General features: G+C 64.0%; 17 protein-coding genes. 12 read left to right on the forward strand and 5 right to left on the reverse strand.

Annotated elements, in window-relative coordinates; all coding sequences use genetic code 11:
- Positions 1-67: 67 nt before the first annotated feature.
- Genes CCR94_RS07615 through hemC form a run of 3 tightly spaced genes read right to left on the reverse strand, consistent with a single transcriptional unit; the run spans position 68 to position 2,062 of the window.
- Positions 68-442 carry a DUF2147 domain-containing protein gene (locus CCR94_RS07615; protein WP_104507282.1) on the reverse strand — a complete coding sequence of 125 codons (375 nt, stop codon included), beginning with the start codon at positions 440-442 and terminating at the stop codon, positions 68-70.
- A complete protein-coding gene (locus tag CCR94_RS07620; protein ID WP_158254660.1) occupies positions 439-1,137 on the reverse strand; it encodes a uroporphyrinogen-III synthase in 699 nt (232 codons plus the stop codon). The genes CCR94_RS07615 and CCR94_RS07620 overlap by 4 nt, the downstream gene beginning before the upstream one ends.
- A 4-nt stretch (positions 1,138-1,141) precedes the next feature.
- Positions 1,142-2,062: a hydroxymethylbilane synthase gene (gene hemC / locus CCR94_RS07625; RefSeq protein ID WP_104507284.1), complete on the reverse strand. Its 921-nt coding sequence runs from the start codon at positions 2,060-2,062 to the stop codon at positions 1,142-1,144.
- A gap of 150 nt (positions 2,063-2,212) precedes the next feature.
- Here hemC and tsaD point away from each other — a divergent pair, with 150 nt between their 5' ends.
- The 3 genes from tsaD to CCR94_RS07640 are packed head-to-tail and all read left to right on the forward strand — an operon-like array spanning position 2,213 to position 4,829.
- The gene (gene tsaD, locus CCR94_RS07630) at positions 2,213-3,283 is read left to right on the forward strand and encodes a tRNA (adenosine(37)-N6)-threonylcarbamoyltransferase complex transferase subunit TsaD (RefSeq protein ID WP_104507285.1); all 1,071 of its coding nucleotides are present in this window, start codon (positions 2,213-2,215) and stop codon (positions 3,281-3,283) included.
- Positions 3,283-3,843, forward strand: a complete 561-nt coding sequence (locus CCR94_RS07635; RefSeq protein WP_158254661.1) for a phospholipase D-like domain-containing protein — start codon at positions 3,283-3,285, stop codon at positions 3,841-3,843. Before tsaD ends, CCR94_RS07635 begins: the two co-directional genes overlap by 1 nt.
- Entirely contained in the window at positions 3,840-4,829 is a 990-nt protein-coding gene (locus CCR94_RS07640) for an NAD(P)H-dependent glycerol-3-phosphate dehydrogenase (RefSeq protein ID WP_104507287.1), read from the forward strand. The genes CCR94_RS07635 and CCR94_RS07640 overlap by 4 nt, the downstream gene beginning before the upstream one ends.
- 110 nt (positions 4,830-4,939) lie before the next feature.
- On the opposite strand, the gene CCR94_RS07645 is transcribed toward CCR94_RS07640, so the two are convergent.
- Positions 4,940-5,329: a DUF3597 domain-containing protein gene (locus tag CCR94_RS07645; protein ID WP_104507288.1), complete on the reverse strand. Its 390-nt coding sequence runs from the start codon at positions 5,327-5,329 to the stop codon at positions 4,940-4,942.
- A gap of 197 nt (positions 5,330-5,526) precedes the next feature.
- On the opposite strand from CCR94_RS07645, the gene CCR94_RS07650 reads away from it, so the two are divergent.
- Both CCR94_RS07650 and CCR94_RS07655 read left to right on the forward strand, forming a co-directional pair.
- Positions 5,527-5,814, forward strand: a complete 288-nt coding sequence (locus tag CCR94_RS07650) for a YciI family protein (protein WP_104507289.1) — start codon at positions 5,527-5,529, stop codon at positions 5,812-5,814.
- Complete coding sequence (locus CCR94_RS07655) at positions 5,811-6,227, forward strand: EVE domain-containing protein (RefSeq protein ID WP_104507290.1); 417 nt, start codon at positions 5,811-5,813, stop codon at positions 6,225-6,227. Before CCR94_RS07650 ends, CCR94_RS07655 begins: the two co-directional genes overlap by 4 nt.
- Here the strand turns inward: CCR94_RS07655 and CCR94_RS07660 are convergent.
- The gene (locus CCR94_RS07660; protein ID WP_104507291.1) at positions 6,222-6,755 is read right to left on the reverse strand and encodes a MarR family winged helix-turn-helix transcriptional regulator; all 534 of its coding nucleotides are present in this window, start codon (positions 6,753-6,755) and stop codon (positions 6,222-6,224) included. The two genes, CCR94_RS07655 and CCR94_RS07660, sit on opposite strands and share 6 nt — an antisense overlap.
- A 284-nt stretch (positions 6,756-7,039) precedes the next feature.
- On the opposite strand from CCR94_RS07660, the gene zapE reads away from it, so the two are divergent.
- The 7 genes from zapE to CCR94_RS07695 all read left to right on the forward strand — a co-directional run.
- Positions 7,040-8,221 (forward strand): cell division protein ZapE, encoded by a 1,182-nt coding sequence (zapE, locus tag CCR94_RS07665; protein WP_104507292.1) that lies wholly within the window; start codon positions 7,040-7,042, stop codon positions 8,219-8,221.
- On the forward strand, positions 8,218-8,850 hold the full coding sequence (locus CCR94_RS07670) for a TetR/AcrR family transcriptional regulator (protein WP_104507293.1): 633 nt from the start codon (positions 8,218-8,220) through the stop codon (positions 8,848-8,850). Before zapE ends, CCR94_RS07670 begins: the two co-directional genes overlap by 4 nt.
- Positions 8,851-9,104: 254 nt before the next feature.
- Complete coding sequence (gene mdh / locus CCR94_RS07675) at positions 9,105-10,067, forward strand: malate dehydrogenase (protein WP_104507294.1); 963 nt, start codon at positions 9,105-9,107, stop codon at positions 10,065-10,067.
- Positions 10,068-10,164: 97 nt separating this feature from the next.
- Positions 10,165-11,361: an ADP-forming succinate--CoA ligase subunit beta gene (sucC, locus tag CCR94_RS07680; RefSeq protein ID WP_104507295.1), complete on the forward strand. Its 1,197-nt coding sequence runs from the start codon at positions 10,165-10,167 to the stop codon at positions 11,359-11,361.
- A gap of 1 nt (position 11,362) precedes the next feature.
- A complete protein-coding gene (sucD, locus tag CCR94_RS07685) occupies positions 11,363-12,253 on the forward strand; it encodes a succinate--CoA ligase subunit alpha (protein WP_104507296.1) in 891 nt (296 codons plus the stop codon).
- Between the two features lie 174 nt (positions 12,254-12,427).
- Positions 12,428-15,442 carry a 2-oxoglutarate dehydrogenase E1 component gene (locus CCR94_RS07690; RefSeq protein ID WP_104507297.1) on the forward strand — a complete coding sequence of 1,005 codons (3,015 nt, stop codon included), beginning with the start codon at positions 12,428-12,430 and terminating at the stop codon, positions 15,440-15,442.
- Between the two features lie 71 nt (positions 15,443-15,513).
- The coding region (locus tag CCR94_RS07695; protein ID WP_338052978.1) for a biotin/lipoyl-containing protein at positions 15,514-15,814 on the forward strand (301 nt) is incomplete at its 3' end.

Genomic DNA, 15,814 nt, shown 5'->3' on the forward strand with positions numbered 1-15,814 from the left:
GCCGCCGGCTTGTCAACGCGCCAGGATTTCAAGCGCGCCGCCGGATTTCAAGCGCGCCGCCAAGATTTCACTCGCGCCGCCACATCTCGCCGCCACAAAAGCCGTTTGGCAGGCAGCCCTTGACCTTGAGACGATCGCCGTTCAACGAGACTTCGCCGCTATAGGTCTTGCCGTCGTCGATGTTGAAAATGATTCCGCGCCAAACAGCGCCGTCCTGGCGCAGGTTAACCAGGATTTTCTTGCCGACCGCCGATGTCGCGCCCGGCGCCGGCGCCGGCGCGGCGGCGACATAGCCGCAGATCGCCTTGCCGCAGGGTTTCACCCGAATGATGGCCGAACCATCGGCCACCCGCCACAAGCCGATGGGGCTCGCGGGCGCCTGCGCCGCGGCCGATGAAAGCAGGAGACAGGTAGCGACGGCCGCGACCACCAGGGTTTTCATATCGTCTTGACTCCCAATGAGGCGCTTTGCTCGCCGATCAAGGTCATTAGATAGTCTTCGGTCGGTTGAGAAGCGGTGAAGACTTTTTGGGTTCCGGCGTGGCGGGCGCAAACCGCCGCAACCGCCGGCGACAGACAATAATGCGCGAGGCGCGCGCGCGCCTCGCCAATCAGGTTCAGCGCCAGTTCCGCACTGCGCGGCGAATAGTGCAGCGCACCGTCGATCGTACCCTCCGCCAGAGCGGCGACGACGCCAGCGGGCCACGCGGAGACAGGGCGCGCCGCATAGACTTCAACGACTTCCACCGCCCAGCCGGCTGCGCGCAAAGACGTTTCGAGGTCCGCCCTGCGCTCGCGCCCGGCGAGATAAAGAACCTTTTTGGCGTCAGAATCCCGCAGCAGAAGGTCCACGAGCCTCGCGGCGTCGGGCGCCACGGCCGTCACCGCGTATCCCGCCTTGCGCCCGGCCGCCGCCGTCTTCTCGCCCACGCAGGCCAGCGGCGCGGCGATCGCCTCGACCTCATGGAGCGCGCGGGCGCTGGTCGCAATCACCAGATCGAACGGGCCGCCTGGAATCGCGGCGCCGGTCGATGCGATTTCGAGAACCGGCGCGAACACCGGCTCATGACCCAGCGAGACCAGTTTTGCGGCGGTGCGCGCCGCCTCGTCGACGGGACGCGTCACCAGCAACCGCATGGCGTCAGAACGCCAGAATGTCGCTCGGCGCGTCGGCGAGAATTTTCCGCGCCGCCTTTTCGCCCAGGGCCGCCGCCTCGGCGACCGGACCCTCGATCCGCGCGTCATACCCCTCGGAGCCGTCCTTGCGCAGGACCAGTCCGTAGAACTTGAGCTGGTCGCCCGAAACAGTGGCGTGGCCGGCGATGGGCGTGCGGCAGGAGCCGTCGAGCACATGCAGGAACGCGCGTTCGGCGGTGAGGGCGTATCCGGTGGCGGCGTCGCAGATCTGCGCCAGATCGGCCAGCAGCGCCTTGTCTTGCGGACGCGCGGTGATGGCGATGGCGCCTTGGCCGCAGGCCGGCGGAAATTCGTCGAGCGACAGAATGGAGGTCACCTTGTCGGCTAGGCCCAGGCGGCGCAGGCCGGCCAGAGCCAGCAAAGTCGCGGCGAACTCGCCGCTTTCGACCTTTTTCAGACGGGTCTGCACATTGCCGCGCAGCAATTCGATCTGAAGATCGGGCCGCAGCCGCCGAATCATGGCCTGACGGCGCAAGGACGCAGAACCGACCCGGGCGCCCTGCGGAAGTTCCGCCAGGGTGGGCGCGGCGCCGCCGATGAAAGCGTCGCGGACGTCCTCGCGCGGCAGATAGCCGGCCACGATCAGCCCGTCGGGCAAAAGCGTCGGCAAGTCCTTGGCCGAATGAACGCAGATATCGACCTGGCCATCCATCTGGGCCTGGTCGAGTTCGCGCGTGAACAAACCCTTGCCGCCCGCCTCGCTCAAGGCGCGATCCAGGATCTCATCGCCCATGACCTTGATGATGCGGATTTCGAACGCATCTTCGGAGGTCTTGAAATGCACGGCGAGACGCCGGCGGGTTTCATAGGCTTGCGCGAGAGCCAGCGGGCTGCCGCGCGTCCCGATTGTTAGCCGGACGGTCAAGACGAAACTCCAGAAATGTTGATTTGCGGTTTTCTTTTGTTCGGGTGCGCGACTATAGGGAAAAGAGTCTGGCTACGGAAGCGGAGCTGTATCCGTATTTGGGCATTTTTTTCGAGACGTGGCGTTTGGTCGCGTTCAAGGGAGCTTTTCATGCAAGGCAGTCTGCGCGTGCTCGGCATCGAAAGCACCTGCGACGAGACGGCCGCGGCGGTCGTCGAGGCCGATGCGGCCGGACGCGGCCGGATCCTCTCCAACGCCGTGCTGAGCCAGATCGCCGAACATGCGGCTTACGGCGGCGTGGTGCCCGAAATCGCGGCGCGCGCCCATGTCGATGTGCTCGACCGCCTGATTCGCAGGGCGCTGGACGAGGCGGGCTGCGCGTTGGCGGACATCGACGCCGTCGCCGCCGCCGCCGGTCCCGGTCTGATCGGCGGCGTCATGGTTGGTTTGACCACGGGCAAGGCGATCGCCCTGGCCGCCGGCAAGCCTTTCGTCGCGGTCAATCACCTGGAAGGCCATGCGCTGACGCCCCGGTTGACGGACGGCATTGATTTTCCTTACCTGTTGCTGCTGGTTTCCGGCGGGCACAGCCAATTGGTTTCGGTCGACGGCGTCGGCGACTACCGCCGCCTCGGCTCGACCGTCGACGACGCGCTGGGCGAAGCCTTCGACAAGGCCGCCAAACTGCTGGGCTTGCCTTATCCCGGCGGCCCCAAGGTCGAACAGGCGGCGCGCAACGGCGATCCCGAACGGTTCGATTTGCCCCGGCCGATGGCGGGCCGGCGCAATCCGGATTTTTCCTTTTCGGGCCTGAAAACAGCGGTGCGGCAGGAAGCGGAAAAAATCGCGCCGCTGACAGTGGGCGATGTCTCCGACCTCTGCGCCTCCTTCCAGGCCGCGTGCGTGGACGTCGTTGTGGACCGCTGCCGCGCGGCCTTGCGTGTGCTCGCCGATCAGCCCAAGCCGCCGAGCGCTCTGGTCGCCGCCGGCGGCGTCGCCGCCAATGGCGCGATCCGGCGCGGCCTGGCGCGACTTTGCCTCGAAAGCGGGCTAAGATTGGCGCTGCCGCCTGTCGGCCTGTGTTCGGACAATGGCGCCATGATCGCATGGGCGGGCCTGGAGCGCTTTCGCCTCGGCTGGACCGACGGCATGGACTTTGTCGCGCGGCCGCGCTGGCCGCTCGACAGCCGGAGCGACCCGCGCTGGCATGGCAAGGCGTGATGCGCGGCCTGAAAGCCTTTCTGATCGGCGGCGCATTGCTGGTCGCCCTCGTGGCGCCAAAACCGTTTTTGCGGACCAGCGCGCCCGTGACCGCCCCGATCCGAATCGCTTACGGACCGAGCGCCGGTTTCGAGGCCATCGATCCCGACCTGATCGGCAAGGCGACCGAAAAAATAGACATGGCCGCCTATGTGCTCAGCGATCAAAAAATCATCGAGGCCCTGTCGGAGGCGGCCTCGCGCGGCGTGAAAATCCGGCTCTATCTCGACCCTGAGCAATTCCGCCGCATCGCCAGCGCCAACGAGATTATGATAGCTCTGATCAATCAGCCCAACGTCAGCGCGAAGATCAAGGCCGAGCAGAACGACATGATGCATCTCAAGACTTTCGCCGTGGATGGCCGCTGGCTTCGCACGGGTTCCGCCAATTTCTCCTGGTCTGGGGAAAGACGACAGGACAATGATATCGTGGTGATCGACAGCCCTGACATCGCGCGGGAATTCTCCCGCGACTTCGATCAGATCTGGGCGCGGCGCGACAACAGCGAGGCCGCGCGATGAGCCGCCCCACCCTCGCCGTTCTCGGCGCCGGCGCCTGGGGCACCGCCCTCGCCAATATGGCGGCGCGACACCACGAGAAAATCTGGATTTGGGCGCATGAGCCCTGGCTCGCGGCGGCGATGCGCGACGCCCGCGAGAATGTCGACCGTCTGCCCGGCGTGCGGCTGGCCGATTGCATCGAACCGACCGACGACATCGATTGCGTCAGAGACGCCGACCATATCTTGATGGTGACGCCCGCGCAGGTCGTTCGATCCGTCAGCGTTCTTTTGAAAGGGCGGCTGCGGCCGGACTCGGTGGTCGTGAGTTGCGCCAAGGGCATCGAGCGCGGCACCGGTCTTTACATGCGCGAAGTGCTGGCGGACGTCCTGCCGGACCAACCCGCCGCCGCGCTGTCGGGACCAAGTTTCGCCGAAGACGTCGGACGCGGCCTGCCCACGGCGGTCACGCTCGCCGCCGACCGGATCGAACTGGCGGAAATGCTGTGCGCCCGGCTGGCGTCGCCGCATTTCCGGCTCTACCGCTCAAGCGACCTCAAGGGCGTTGAAATCGGCGGCGCCGTGAAGAACGTGCTGGCGATCGCCTGCGGCGTCACCATGGGCCGTGGACTCGGGGCGAGCGCACATGCGGCGCTGCTGGCGCGCGGTTTCGCCGAACTGATGCGCTTCGCCCTGGCGCAGGGGGCGAAGGCGGAGACGCTCATGGGCCTGTCAGGGCTCGGAGACCTCGCCCTGACCTGCTCCTCGCCGCAGTCACGCAATTATTCGCTGGGCTTCGCCATTGGACAGGGCGAAAAACCTCAGGTCGCCGGACGCGGCGCCTTGACCGAAGGCGCCTGGACCGCGCCGGTCCTGACCGCGAAGGCGCGCAGCCTGGGCGTGGAAATGCCGATCGCGGAAGCGGTGCAGGCGATTCTCGAAGAGCGCACGGAAGTGGCGGATGCCATCGGCGCGCTGATGAGCCGGCCGTTCAAGGCGGAGGGATAGAGCGTTTTCCAGCGAAGTGGATGCCGGTTCGCGTAACGAAAACGCGTTAAAACAAAAAACTAGGGCTCCGATCCGATTCTATCGGATCGGAGCTCTAGCGGGCGCGTGACCTACTTCTTCAGCAGTTCGGCGGGAATTTCGCCGCCATTGGCGGCGATGAGGTCGATGACCTTCTTGTGCAGCCAGATGTTCAACGCGGTGGAATCCTCCGCGTCGCCTTCGAATTTCAACTCGGTCGCGAGCTGTTTGCGCGCGGCGGGGCTGGAGTCGAGTCCGAGAACTTTCAACAGATCGACAATCGAAACGCGCCAGTCGAGGGTTTCGGGATTGGCTTCGTTGAGACCGTCGAGAATCTTGGCGACATCGACATGGACGGCGGCCGGAACAACCTCCGGAGCGGCGGGGACGGCGGCGGGTTCGTCCGCGGCGGGCTCGGCGGGAGCAGCTTTCGCCGGATTTGAGCCAAAAATCTTGCCTATGATGGAACCGAAGATGCTCACGGGAAATCCTCCCCTGTTCGCTACGAAATGTAGCCCTGCGCAGTCTCTAGAGAACTGCGAGGCAATTGGCAGACTAGGACCAACTTGCGACGGTTACAATACGTTGCTTCCCCACAGGGATTGAAGGCGCGAACCAATTCGTGCAAGCTTCCGGCGAAGCTTATCCTCCCTTTGGACCCTATTGAGAGCCTTTTCCAATGCATTACGTCGCCCTCTGCCTCGACAAGCCCGATTCGCTCGCCAAGAGAACCGAAAATCGCGCTGGCCATCTCGCCTTCCTCGGCGCCAATGCCACAAAGGTCAAACTGGGAGGACCGTTCCTCGACGCCAACGGACAGATGTGCGGCTCGATGCTGATCCTTGCTTGCGCCGACGAGGCCGAGGCCAAGGCCTTGCTGGCTCAGGACCCCTATGCGCATGCGGGCCTGTTCGCCTCGGTGGAGCTTCGCGCCTTCAAGCCCGTCGTCGGAGTCTCGCTGGCGTGAGCGCCTATTGGCTGTTCAAGAGCGAGCCGGACGCATGGTCATGGGAGCAGATGGTCGCCTGCGGCAAGGAGGGAACCGGCTGGACCGGCGTGCGCAACCATCTGGCGAAGAAGCAGATGCAGGCCATGGAAATCGGCGATCTCGGCTTCTTTTATCATTCCAACGTCGGCAAGGCCGTGGTCGGCATTGTTGAAGTCATCAAGCTGTTCCATCCCGATCCCACCGACGCCAGCGGCAAGTTCGGCATGGTGGACGTGCGCGCGGTGGAGCCCCTGCCCCGCCCCGTAACGCTGGAAGAGATCAAGGCCGACGCGCGCTTCGCCGATATGGCGCTGGTGAAGAACATGCGCCTGTCGGTCCAGCCCGTCTCGGCCGATCATTGGCGCGCGATCCGCGCGCTGGGTGGGTTATAGCTCGTCCGGGTCGGCAGCGCCGGGTTGCGCGACGCCGGCCGCGACGCCAGCGAGCCAGCGACGCAAGGCGCGTTCGCGCTTGGGCCGCATGCCCTCCGCAAGGCGCGCGGACGCCGCCTCGACCCGCTCCCGGCCGGAGCGCAGAATCGTCTCTCCCTGGCCCGTCAACGTCAGCGGCCGGGCGCGCGAAACAGTGGAGACGGCGCCTTCCTCCTCGCGCGCCAAACCCGCGCGACGCAGATTGGCGATAATCAGGCTGACGGTTTGTGGCGTGAGTTTGATGCGGCGCGCGATGTCGGCGGCCAGCAAGCCGGGATGAGCGCCGAGCAATTGCAGGACCGCCAATTGCGGCGGCGTAACGCCGAGATCCGCGAGCAATCTTTCCTCGACCAGCCGCTGGGCCGCCGCCGCCTGGCGCAACAAGGTCGCGAGATCGCCGTTTTCGCCGGGAAGTTCCGGCAAACGCGCGGGTCGGCGTTTTTCGGCGTCCGATGTGGCGAATTCCGGGATGGCGCGGGGTTTGGTCATGGTTGGCTCTGCGCAAAACGAATCGAGTCTAGTTATACGGCCCGAAAAGGACCATAGAGACGCAAGCCTAGAGCATTTTCAAGCGAAGCGGACACCGGTTCGCGTTAAGAAAATGCGTTAGAACAAGACTCGAGAGCTTTTTCATGTTTCCACGAAAGGTGAAAAAGCTCTAGCCGGCGTTTGTGAGAATTTGCCCCCCGTTTCTTGCCTTTTGGGCGAAAGGCGAGGTTGTCAGCGGTTTGGCGGCGCCGCTACACGGATTCATCGCCCCCCGGACAGACCCCATGGAAACCTCCCCCCGGTCGATCGCCGATCGTTACGATACTCTGGTTGCGCACGGACGCATTGAACGCGACGCCCATCAAGCCGCGGTGGTGGCGAAGCTCGATCGGCTGCTCCAGGCCCTCGACGAGTCCCGACTGGCCAAGAAGTCGAGCGCCCTGGGCTGGCTGTTCGGCGCCCGCCGCGCGGCGGAAACGCCGGTCAAGGGCCTCTACGTCTGGGGATCGGTCGGGCGCGGCAAGACCATGCTCATGGATCTGTTCTTTGAATCGGCGCCGCTGGAGCTGAAGCGCCGCGTCCACTTTCACGCCTTCATGGCCGACGCCCACCGGCGGATTTTCGACTGGCGCCAGAAGAAGAAGGCCAATGCGGTCAAGGGCGACGACCCCATCGTTCCCGTCGCGGAAGCGCTGGCCAGGGAGGCCTCGCTGCTGTGCTTCGACGAATTCGCCGTCACCGACATCGCCGACGCCATGCTGCTGGGACGACTGTTCCAGGCTTTGTGGGCGCGCAATGTCATCGTCGTCGCCACCTCCAACGTCGACCCGGAGGATCTTTACAAGGACGGTCTCAATCGCGCGCTGTTCCTGCCCTTCATCGGCATGATCCGGGCCAACATGGATGTGGTGAAGCTGGACGCCCCCAGGGATTTCCGGCTGGAGCGGCTCGAAAACGCGCCCGTCTATATCACGCCCGCCGACGACCGGGCGCGGGCGCTCCTCACCAAGGGGTTCGCGGCCCTGAGCGGCGTGGAGAAAGGCGCGGAGACGCGGCTGCCGATCCTTGGACGCGAGGTCGTCGTGCCGCAGGCCGCCGGCCATGTCGCCCGCTTCGATTATGCCGATCTGTGCAAGAAACCGCTCGGCGCGGCGGATTTCGTGATGATCGCCGCGTGTTTTCATACGCTCGTCCTCGACAACATTCCCGTGATCGGGCCGGACGAGCGCAACGAGGCCAAGCGTTTCATCAACCTCATCGACGCGCTCTACGACCAGCGCGTCAAACTGATCGCCTCCGCCGCAACCGAACCCCATGATATCTATCGCGCGGCGAACGGACGGGAAGCCTTCGAATTCGAGCGCACGGTCTCGCGCCTGATCGAAATGCGCTCCAAGGACTATCTGGCGCTGCCCCACGCCAGCATAGGGGCCAGCGGCGACACGGCCGGACTGGTCGAGACATGAGCCAATCGGCGCCGGCGCGACAGAACGAGACGACCGCCGACCAGAGACTCCTCGAGCACGCCTGCGATCACCTGCGCCGTTTCGGCCCGAAGCGGACGACCATCCTCGACATAGCCGAGGCCGCGGGCATGTCGCACGCCAATGTCTATCGCTATTTTCCTTCAAAGCTTGCTTTGTTCGACGCCGTCACCGAGCAATGGCTGAAATCGCTGGAGAGCCAGTTGCGGCTGATCAAGGAGGGGCCGGATCCCGCCTACGACAAGCTGGAACGGGCGCTTTCCGCGATCCAGAAGACCTATCGCGCCAAGCTTGAAGCCGATCCCGTCCTGTTCAAGCTGCTCTGCGAGGCCATCGAGAAAAACCGCGTCGTCGCGCGAAAACATCGCAACAAGATGCAAAGCGAGATTCAGGCCATCGTGGAGGAAGGGATCAATGCGGGCTCGTTCCGCCTGACCGATCGGCGCCGCGCCATGGCGCTCGTGTTCGATCTCTCGCACCGGTTCATCCAGCCCATTTCGATCACGCTCGACCGGGCCATTCCCACGCCCGACCTGGCCTTTCGCGCCGGCCGGGCCTTCGCCGCCATCCAGCGCAGCCTGTTCTACGGCGATCCCGACTTTGACTTGTGACATTTTTTGTTATTTGTCACTCGGTGTTGCCGCACGGTCTCGCGTGGGCGGAAATTCCCCCTAATCGGCTGTTACTTAAATCCTTTTCGCGCCAAATCCGCGGCTTTTTGTCGCAGAGGCGCAGGCCAAAGCCCCGCCGTTAGCCTTTCTCCCGACTTGAAAGCCCGGCCGCTTGGAGGCACAAGCCCTTTCCGACACTGACGCCAACCCTGCCGCCTGTCGCGCAGGACATCATGAAGCAAGGACGAAGACCCATGGCGCGTAACAAGATTGCACTGATCGGAGCTGGCCAGATTGGCGGAACGCTCGCCCATCTCGCCGGCCTCAAGGAGCTTGGCGACATCGTCCTGTTCGACATCGCCGAAGGCACCCCCCAGGGCAAGGCGCTCGACCTCGCCGAGTCTTCTCCCGTCGACGGCTTCGACGCCACCCTGTCCGGCGCCAACGACTACAAGGCCATCCAGGGCGCCGACGTCGTCATCGTCACCGCCGGCGTGCCGCGCAAGCCGGGCATGAGCCGCGACGACCTGCTCGGAATCAATTTGAAAGTCATGGACGCCGTCGGCGCCGGCATCAAGCAGAACGCGCCCGACGCCTTCGTCATCTGCATCACCAATCCGCTCGACGCCATGGTCTGGGCGCTGCAGAAGTCCTCGGGCCTGCCGGCCAACAAGGTCGTCGGCATGGCCGGCGTGCTCGACTCCGCCCGCTTCCGCTATTTCCTGTCCGAAGCCACCGGCGTGTCCGTCAAGGACATCCACGCCATGACGCTCGGCGGCCACGGCGACGACATGGTGCCGCTGGTTCGCTATTCCACCGTCGGCGGCGTGCCGCTGCCCGAACTCGTCAAGTCCGGCTGGCTCACCCAGGAGAAGCTCGACGCCATCGTCGACCGCACCCGCAAGGGCGGCGGCGAAATCGTCGCGCTGCTGAAGACCGGCTCGGCCTTCTACGCCCCGGCCGCTTCCGCCATCGCCATGGCCGAATCCTACCTCAAGGACCAGAAGCGCGTCCTGCCGGTGGCCGCTTACCTCAACGGCGAATATGGCGTGAAGGACACCTATGTCGGCGTGCCCGCGCTGATCGGCGCCAATGGCGTCGAGAAGATCATCGAAGTCTCCTTCGACGCGGCCGAAGAGGAACAGTTCGCCAAGTCGCTGACTTCGGTTCAGGGTCTGATCGCGGCCTGCAAGCAGATCAATCCGGCCCTCGCCTGATTTGTCATGGATTGTCCCCGGCTTGTCGCCGGGGACCAGCGGGTTCGCGCGGAAAAAAACCGTCGGACCCGCTTGAGCTCTTATTGGGAGGTTTTGTATGAATATTCATGAGTATCAGGCGAAAGCCGTTCTCAAGGAATTTGGAGTCCCGGTTTCGCGTGGCGTTCCGGTTCTGAAGGTCGAGGACGCCGAAGCCGCCGCCAAGGAACTGGGCGGTCCGCTCTGGGTCGTGAAGTCGCAGATTCATGCGGGCGGTCGCGGCAAGGGCAAGTTCAAGGAAGCCGCAGCCGGCGAAAAGGGCGGCGTGCGCCTCGCCAAGTCGATCGACGAAGTCAAGCAGTTCGTCAAGGAAATGCTGCACAACACGCTGGTCACCATCCAGACCGGCCCCGCCGGCAAGCAGGTCAACCGCCTCTATATTGAGGACGGCTCCGACATCGAGAAGGAATTCTACCTCTCGGCGCTGGTCGATCGCGTGACGTCGCGCGTCTCCTTCGTGGTCTCCACCGAAGGCGGCATGGACATCGAGGCGGTCGCGCATTCCACGCCTGAAAAGATCATCTCCTTCTCCGTCGATCCCGCCACCGGCGTCATGCCGCATCACGGTCGCACCGTCGCCAAGGCCTTGGGCCTGACGGGCGATCTCGCCAAGCAGGCGGGCGTTCTGGTTGGCCAGCTCTACAAGGCTTTCGTCACCGCCGACATGTCCATGCTGGAGATCAATCCGCTGGTCGTCACCAAGCAGGGCGAGTTGAAGTGCCTGGACGCCAAGGTGTCGTTCGACTCCAACGCGCTCTATCGCCAGCCCAAAATGCTCGCGCTGCGCGACGAGACCGAGGAAGACGCCAAGGAAATCGAAGCCTCCAAATATGACCTGTCCTATGTCGCGCTCGACGGCGACATCGGCTGCATGGTCAATGGCGCCGGCTTGGCCATGGCGACCATGGACATCATCAAGCTCTACGGCCATGAGCCCGCCAACTTCCTCGACGTCGGCGGCGGCGCCACCAAGGAGCGGGTCACGGCGGCGTTCAAGATCATCACCGCCGACCCGAACGTGAAGGGCATTCTCGTCAATATCTTCGGCGGCATCATGCGCTGCGACGTGATCGCGGAAGGCGTGATCGCGGCGGTCAAGGAAGTGGGCCTGAAGGTTCCGCTGGTGGTCCGGCTCGAAGGCACCAATGTCGATCTCGGCAAGAAGATCATTGCCGAATCGGGTCTCAACGTCATCTCCGCCGATGACCTCGACGACGCCGCCCAGAAAATCGTCAAGGCCGTGAAGGAGGTTTGACATGTCCATCCTGATCGACAACAACACCAAAATCATCACCCAGGGTTTCACGGGCAAGAACGGCACGTTCCATTCTGAACAGGCGCTGGCCTATTTCGGCACCAAGGTCGTCGGCGGCACCTCGCCCGGCAAGGGCGGAACCACCCATCTGGGCCTGCCGGTGTTCGACACCGTCGGCGAAGCCAAGGCGGCCACCGGCGCCGACGCGTCCGTGATCTATGTCCCGCCGCCGGGCGCCGCCGACGCGATCTGCGAGGCGATCGACGCGGAAATCCCGCTGATCGTCTGCATCACCGAAGGCATTCCCGTCCAGGACATGATCAAGGTGAAGCGCGCGCTGACGGGCTCCAAGTCGCGTCTGATCGGGCCGAACTGCCCCGGCGTGATGACCGCCAACGCCTGTAAGATCGGCATCATGCCGGGCAACATCTTCAAAGCGGGCAATGTCGGCATTCTCTCGCGCTCGGGCACGTTGACCTATGAAGCCGTGTTCCAGACCACACAGGTCGGCCTCGGCCAGACCACGGCGGTCGGCATTGGCGGCGACCCGGTCAAGGGCACCGAATTCATCGAAATGCTCGAACTGTTCCTGGCTGACGACAAGACCGAGTCGATCATCATGATCGGCGAAATCGGCGGTTCGGCGGAAGAAGACGCGGCGCAGTTCCTCGCCGACGAAGCCAAGCGCGGCCGCAAGAAGCCGGTGGTCGGCTTCATCGCCGGCCGCACGGCGCCTCCCGGACGCCGCATGGGCCATGCCGGCGCGATCATCTCGGGCGGCAAGGGCGGCGCCGAGGACAAGATCGCCGCGATGGAGGCGGCGGGCATCCGCGTCTCTCCCTCGCCGGCGCGGCTCGGTTCGACCCTCGTCGAACTGCTCAAGGGCAAGTGATCCAGAGAGGCGCGGGCGAAATGTCCGCGCCTTTTTTCCTCCCGCCGATCCAATAGAGCCGTCGGCGGCGATTCCGAGCGACAAGCTCGGTTTGAGGCTCGAATGCATTCTGAAGAGAATGCCTGATCCCGCGGGCAAAGCCGCTTCGGCGGCGGCGGGTCGAGAGGAAAAACCATGGCGCGTCACGACAGCACAACAAACAATGGCGGCGGAGGAAATGGCCGTTCCCCGACGAATGAGGCCTTTGCCGATTCGTCGTTCCTGTTTGGCGGCAACGCCGCCTATATCGAGCAGCTTTACGCCGTCTATGAAGAAAATCCCGCCGCCGTCGACGCCGAATGGCGCGAATTTTTCGGCGGTCTGAACGACGACGCCGAGTCCGTCGCCGCCAACGCCAAGGGAGCGTCCTGGACGCGCAAGAACTGGCCGATCGCGCCGCGCAGCGAATTGGTCGCGGCGCTCGACGGCCAATGGCCGGTCAACGAAAAGGCGCTGGCCGACAAGATCAAGGGCAAGGCGGCGGCCGAAGGCAAGGGCGACGTTTCCCCCGCCGATTTGCAGCGCGCCACGCGGGATTCCGTTCGCGCCATCATGATGATCCGCGCTTATCGCATGCGCGGTCACCTTCACGCCAACCTCGATCCGTTGGGCCTCGATCCGCAGAAGGATCACGAGGAACTGCACCCCTCGACCTATGGCTTCACCGAAGCCGATTACGACCGCAAGATCTTCATTGATCACGTGCTCGGCCTGGAGCACGCCACCATTCGCGAAATGCTCGCGATCTTGCGGCGCACCTATTGCTCCACCATCGGTTGGGAATTCATGCACATTTCCGATCCGGCGGAAAAAGCCTGGATTCAGGAACGCATCGAAGGGCCGGACAAGGAGGTCACCTTCACCAAGGAAGGCAAGCGCGCCATCCTGCAAAAGCTGATCGAGGGCGAAGGTTTCGAAAAATTCCTCGATGTGCGCTACACCGGCACCAAGCGTTTCGGTCTCGATGGCGGCGAAGCCACGCTGCCGGCCCTGGAGCAGATCATCAAGCGCGGCGGCGCCTTGGGCTGCAAGGAGGTCGTCATGGGCATGGCCCATCGCGGCCGCCTCAACATTCTCTGCCAGGTGATGGGCAAGCCGCACCGCGCCTTGTTCAATGAATTCAAGGGCGGCTCGTTCCTGCCGGACGAGGTCGAGGGCTCGGGCGACGTCAAATACCACCTCGGCGCGTCGTCGGACCGCGAATTCGATCACAACAAGGTCCATCTGTCGCTGACCGCCAACCCGTCGCATCTCGAAATCGTCGATCCCGTGGTGCTCGGGAAAGTTCGCGCCAAGCTCGATCAGGACCTCGATCGCGAACCGGACGACCGCCGTTCGGTCATGCCCTTGCTGATCCATGGCGACGCGGCTTTCGCCGGCCAGGGCGTGGTCGCCGAATGTTTCGGCCTGTCCGGCCTGAAGGGCCACAAGACCGGCGGTTCGCTGCATTTCATCATCAACAACCAGATCGGCTTCACCACCTATCCGCGCTATTCGCGCTCCTCGCCCTATCCGTCCGACGTGGCGAAGACGGTCGAGGCGCCGATCTTCCATTGCAACGGCGACGATCCGGAAGCCGTGGTGTTCTGCGCCAAGGTGGCGACGGAATTTCGTCAGAAGTTCCAGAAGCCAGTGGTCATCGACATGTGGTGCTACCGCCGCTTCGGCCACAATGAAGGCGACGAGCCGTCCTTCACCCAGCCGCTGATGTACAAGAAAATCCGCGCGCACAAGTCGACGCTGGACATTTACTCGGAAAAGCTGGTCGGCGAAGGCTTGGTGACCGAGGGCGAAATCGACAAGATGAAGGCCGACTGGCGCAGCCGCCTCGACGCCGAATACGAGGCCAGCCAAGCCTTCAAGCCGAACAAGGCCGACTGGCTCGACGGTCGTTGGTCCGGCCTGCGCGCCGTGCCGAGCGCCGATATCGAAGACGCCCGCCGCGGCAGGACCTCCGTGGACGTCGAAAAGCTTCAGGCCTATGGCAAGGTGCTGACAGAGGCGCCAAAGGACTTCACCGTCCACAAGACCATCCAGCGCTTCCTGGACAATCGCCGCAAGGCGATCGTGACCGGCGAGGGCATCGACTGGGCGACCGCCGAAGCGCTGGCTTTCGCTTCGCTGGTGGACGACGGCTATCGTGTCCGCCTTTCGGGCCAGGATTGCGAACGCGGCACATTCTCCCAACGCCATTCGGTGCTGATCGACCAGGAGAACGAAAACCGTTACGTGCCGCTGAACCATGTTCGCGACGGTCAGGGCCGCTACGAAGTCATCAATTCCATGCTTTCCGAAGAGGCGGTGCTCGGCTTTGAATATGGCTATTCCCTCGCGGAGCCGAACGCGCTCACGCTGTGGGAAGGGCAATTCGGCGATTTCGCCAATGGCGCGCAGGTGCTGTTCGACCAGTTCATCTCTTCGGGCGAACGCAAATGGCTGCGCATGTCCGGTCTGGTCTGCCTGCTCCCTCATGGTTACGAAGGGCAGGGTCCCGAGCACAGCTCCGCCCGTCTGGAGCGCTATCTGCAAATGTGCGCCGAGGACAACATGCAGGTGGCCAACTGCTCCAGCCCGGCGAATTACTTCCACATCCTGCGCCGTCAGCTGAAACGCGACATTCGCAAGCCGCTGATCCTGATGACGCCGAAATCGCTGCTACGCCACAAGCGCGCGGTCTGCACGATGGAGGAACTGACCGGCGACGGCCATTTCCGCCGTCTGCTGTCCGACGCGGCCGAGACGGATCCGCACGAAAAGATCAAGCTCGTCAAGGACGACAAGATCCGCCGCGTCGTGCTTTGCACCGGCAAGGTCTATTACGACCTCTATGAGGAGCGCGAGAAGCGCGGCATCGACGACGTCTATCTGCTGCGCGTCGAACAACTCTATCCCATGCCGTTGAAGGCTCTGGTGAGCCGGTTGCAGCGCTGGAAACGGGCCGACGTGGTCTGGTGCCAGGAAGAGCCGAAAAACATGGGCGCCTGGTCCTTCGTCGAGCCCTATCTGGAATGGGTGCTGACGCAGGTTGGCGGCAAAGACAGGCGCGCGCGTTATGTCGGCCGCCCGGCTTCCGCCGCCACGGCGACCGGCACGATGTCGCGTCATCTCGCGCAGCTCCAGGCCTTCCTCGACGACGCTTTTTCGATCTGATTTTGCGGGACGCCAAATGGCGTCCCCACCACTTCCCTCCTGAGCCGCGCCCGCGGCGGATGAGATCCCTCATGTCCACCGATGTAGTCGTTCCCACCCTTGGCGAATCCGTTTCCGAAGCCACCATTGGCCGCTGGTTCAAGAAAATCGGCGATGCGGTGAAGGCCGACGAGCCCTTGCTCGAACTCGAAACCGACAAGGTCACGCTCGAAGTCAACGCGCCCGCCGCCGGCACTTTGTCCGAAATCGTCGCCAAGGATGGCGACACCGTCGCCCCCGGCGCCCTGCTCGGCAAGATCGGCGAAGGTTCCGGCGCAACCGCTTCGGCGCCGGTCGCCGCGCCCGCCGCCACGCCCGCCGCCCCTGCTTCCA

The organism is Rhodoblastus sphagnicola, assembly GCF_002937075.1.
GTDB lineage: Bacteria > Pseudomonadota > Alphaproteobacteria > Rhizobiales > Beijerinckiaceae > Rhodoblastus > Rhodoblastus sphagnicola.

Coding starts and splice junctions, on each gene's coding strand:
- CCR94_RS07615 (WP_104507282.1), bottom strand. CDS start 442: ATGAAAACCCTGGTGGTCGCGGCCGTCGCTACCTGTCTCCTGCTTTCA.
- CCR94_RS07620 (WP_158254660.1), bottom strand. CDS start 1,137: ATGCGGTTGCTGGTGACGCGTCCCGTCGACGAGGCGGCGCGCACCGCC.
- tsaD (WP_104507285.1), top strand. CDS start 2,213: ATGCAAGGCAGTCTGCGCGTGCTCGGCATCGAAAGCACCTGCGACGAG.
- CCR94_RS07635 (WP_158254661.1), top strand. CDS start 3,283: ATGCGCGGCCTGAAAGCCTTTCTGATCGGCGGCGCATTGCTGGTCGCC.
- CCR94_RS07640 (WP_104507287.1), top strand. CDS start 3,840: ATGAGCCGCCCCACCCTCGCCGTTCTCGGCGCCGGCGCCTGGGGCACC.
- CCR94_RS07650 (WP_104507289.1), top strand. CDS start 5,527: ATGCATTACGTCGCCCTCTGCCTCGACAAGCCCGATTCGCTCGCCAAG.
- CCR94_RS07660 (WP_104507291.1), bottom strand. CDS start 6,755: ATGACCAAACCCCGCGCCATCCCGGAATTCGCCACATCGGACGCCGAA.
- zapE (WP_104507292.1), top strand. CDS start 7,040: ATGGAAACCTCCCCCCGGTCGATCGCCGATCGTTACGATACTCTGGTT.
- CCR94_RS07670 (WP_104507293.1), top strand. CDS start 8,218: ATGAGCCAATCGGCGCCGGCGCGACAGAACGAGACGACCGCCGACCAG.
- mdh (WP_104507294.1), top strand. CDS start 9,105: ATGGCGCGTAACAAGATTGCACTGATCGGAGCTGGCCAGATTGGCGGA.
- sucC (WP_104507295.1), top strand. CDS start 10,165: ATGAATATTCATGAGTATCAGGCGAAAGCCGTTCTCAAGGAATTTGGA.
- sucD (WP_104507296.1), top strand. CDS start 11,363: ATGTCCATCCTGATCGACAACAACACCAAAATCATCACCCAGGGTTTC.
- CCR94_RS07690 (WP_104507297.1), top strand. CDS start 12,428: ATGGCGCGTCACGACAGCACAACAAACAATGGCGGCGGAGGAAATGGC.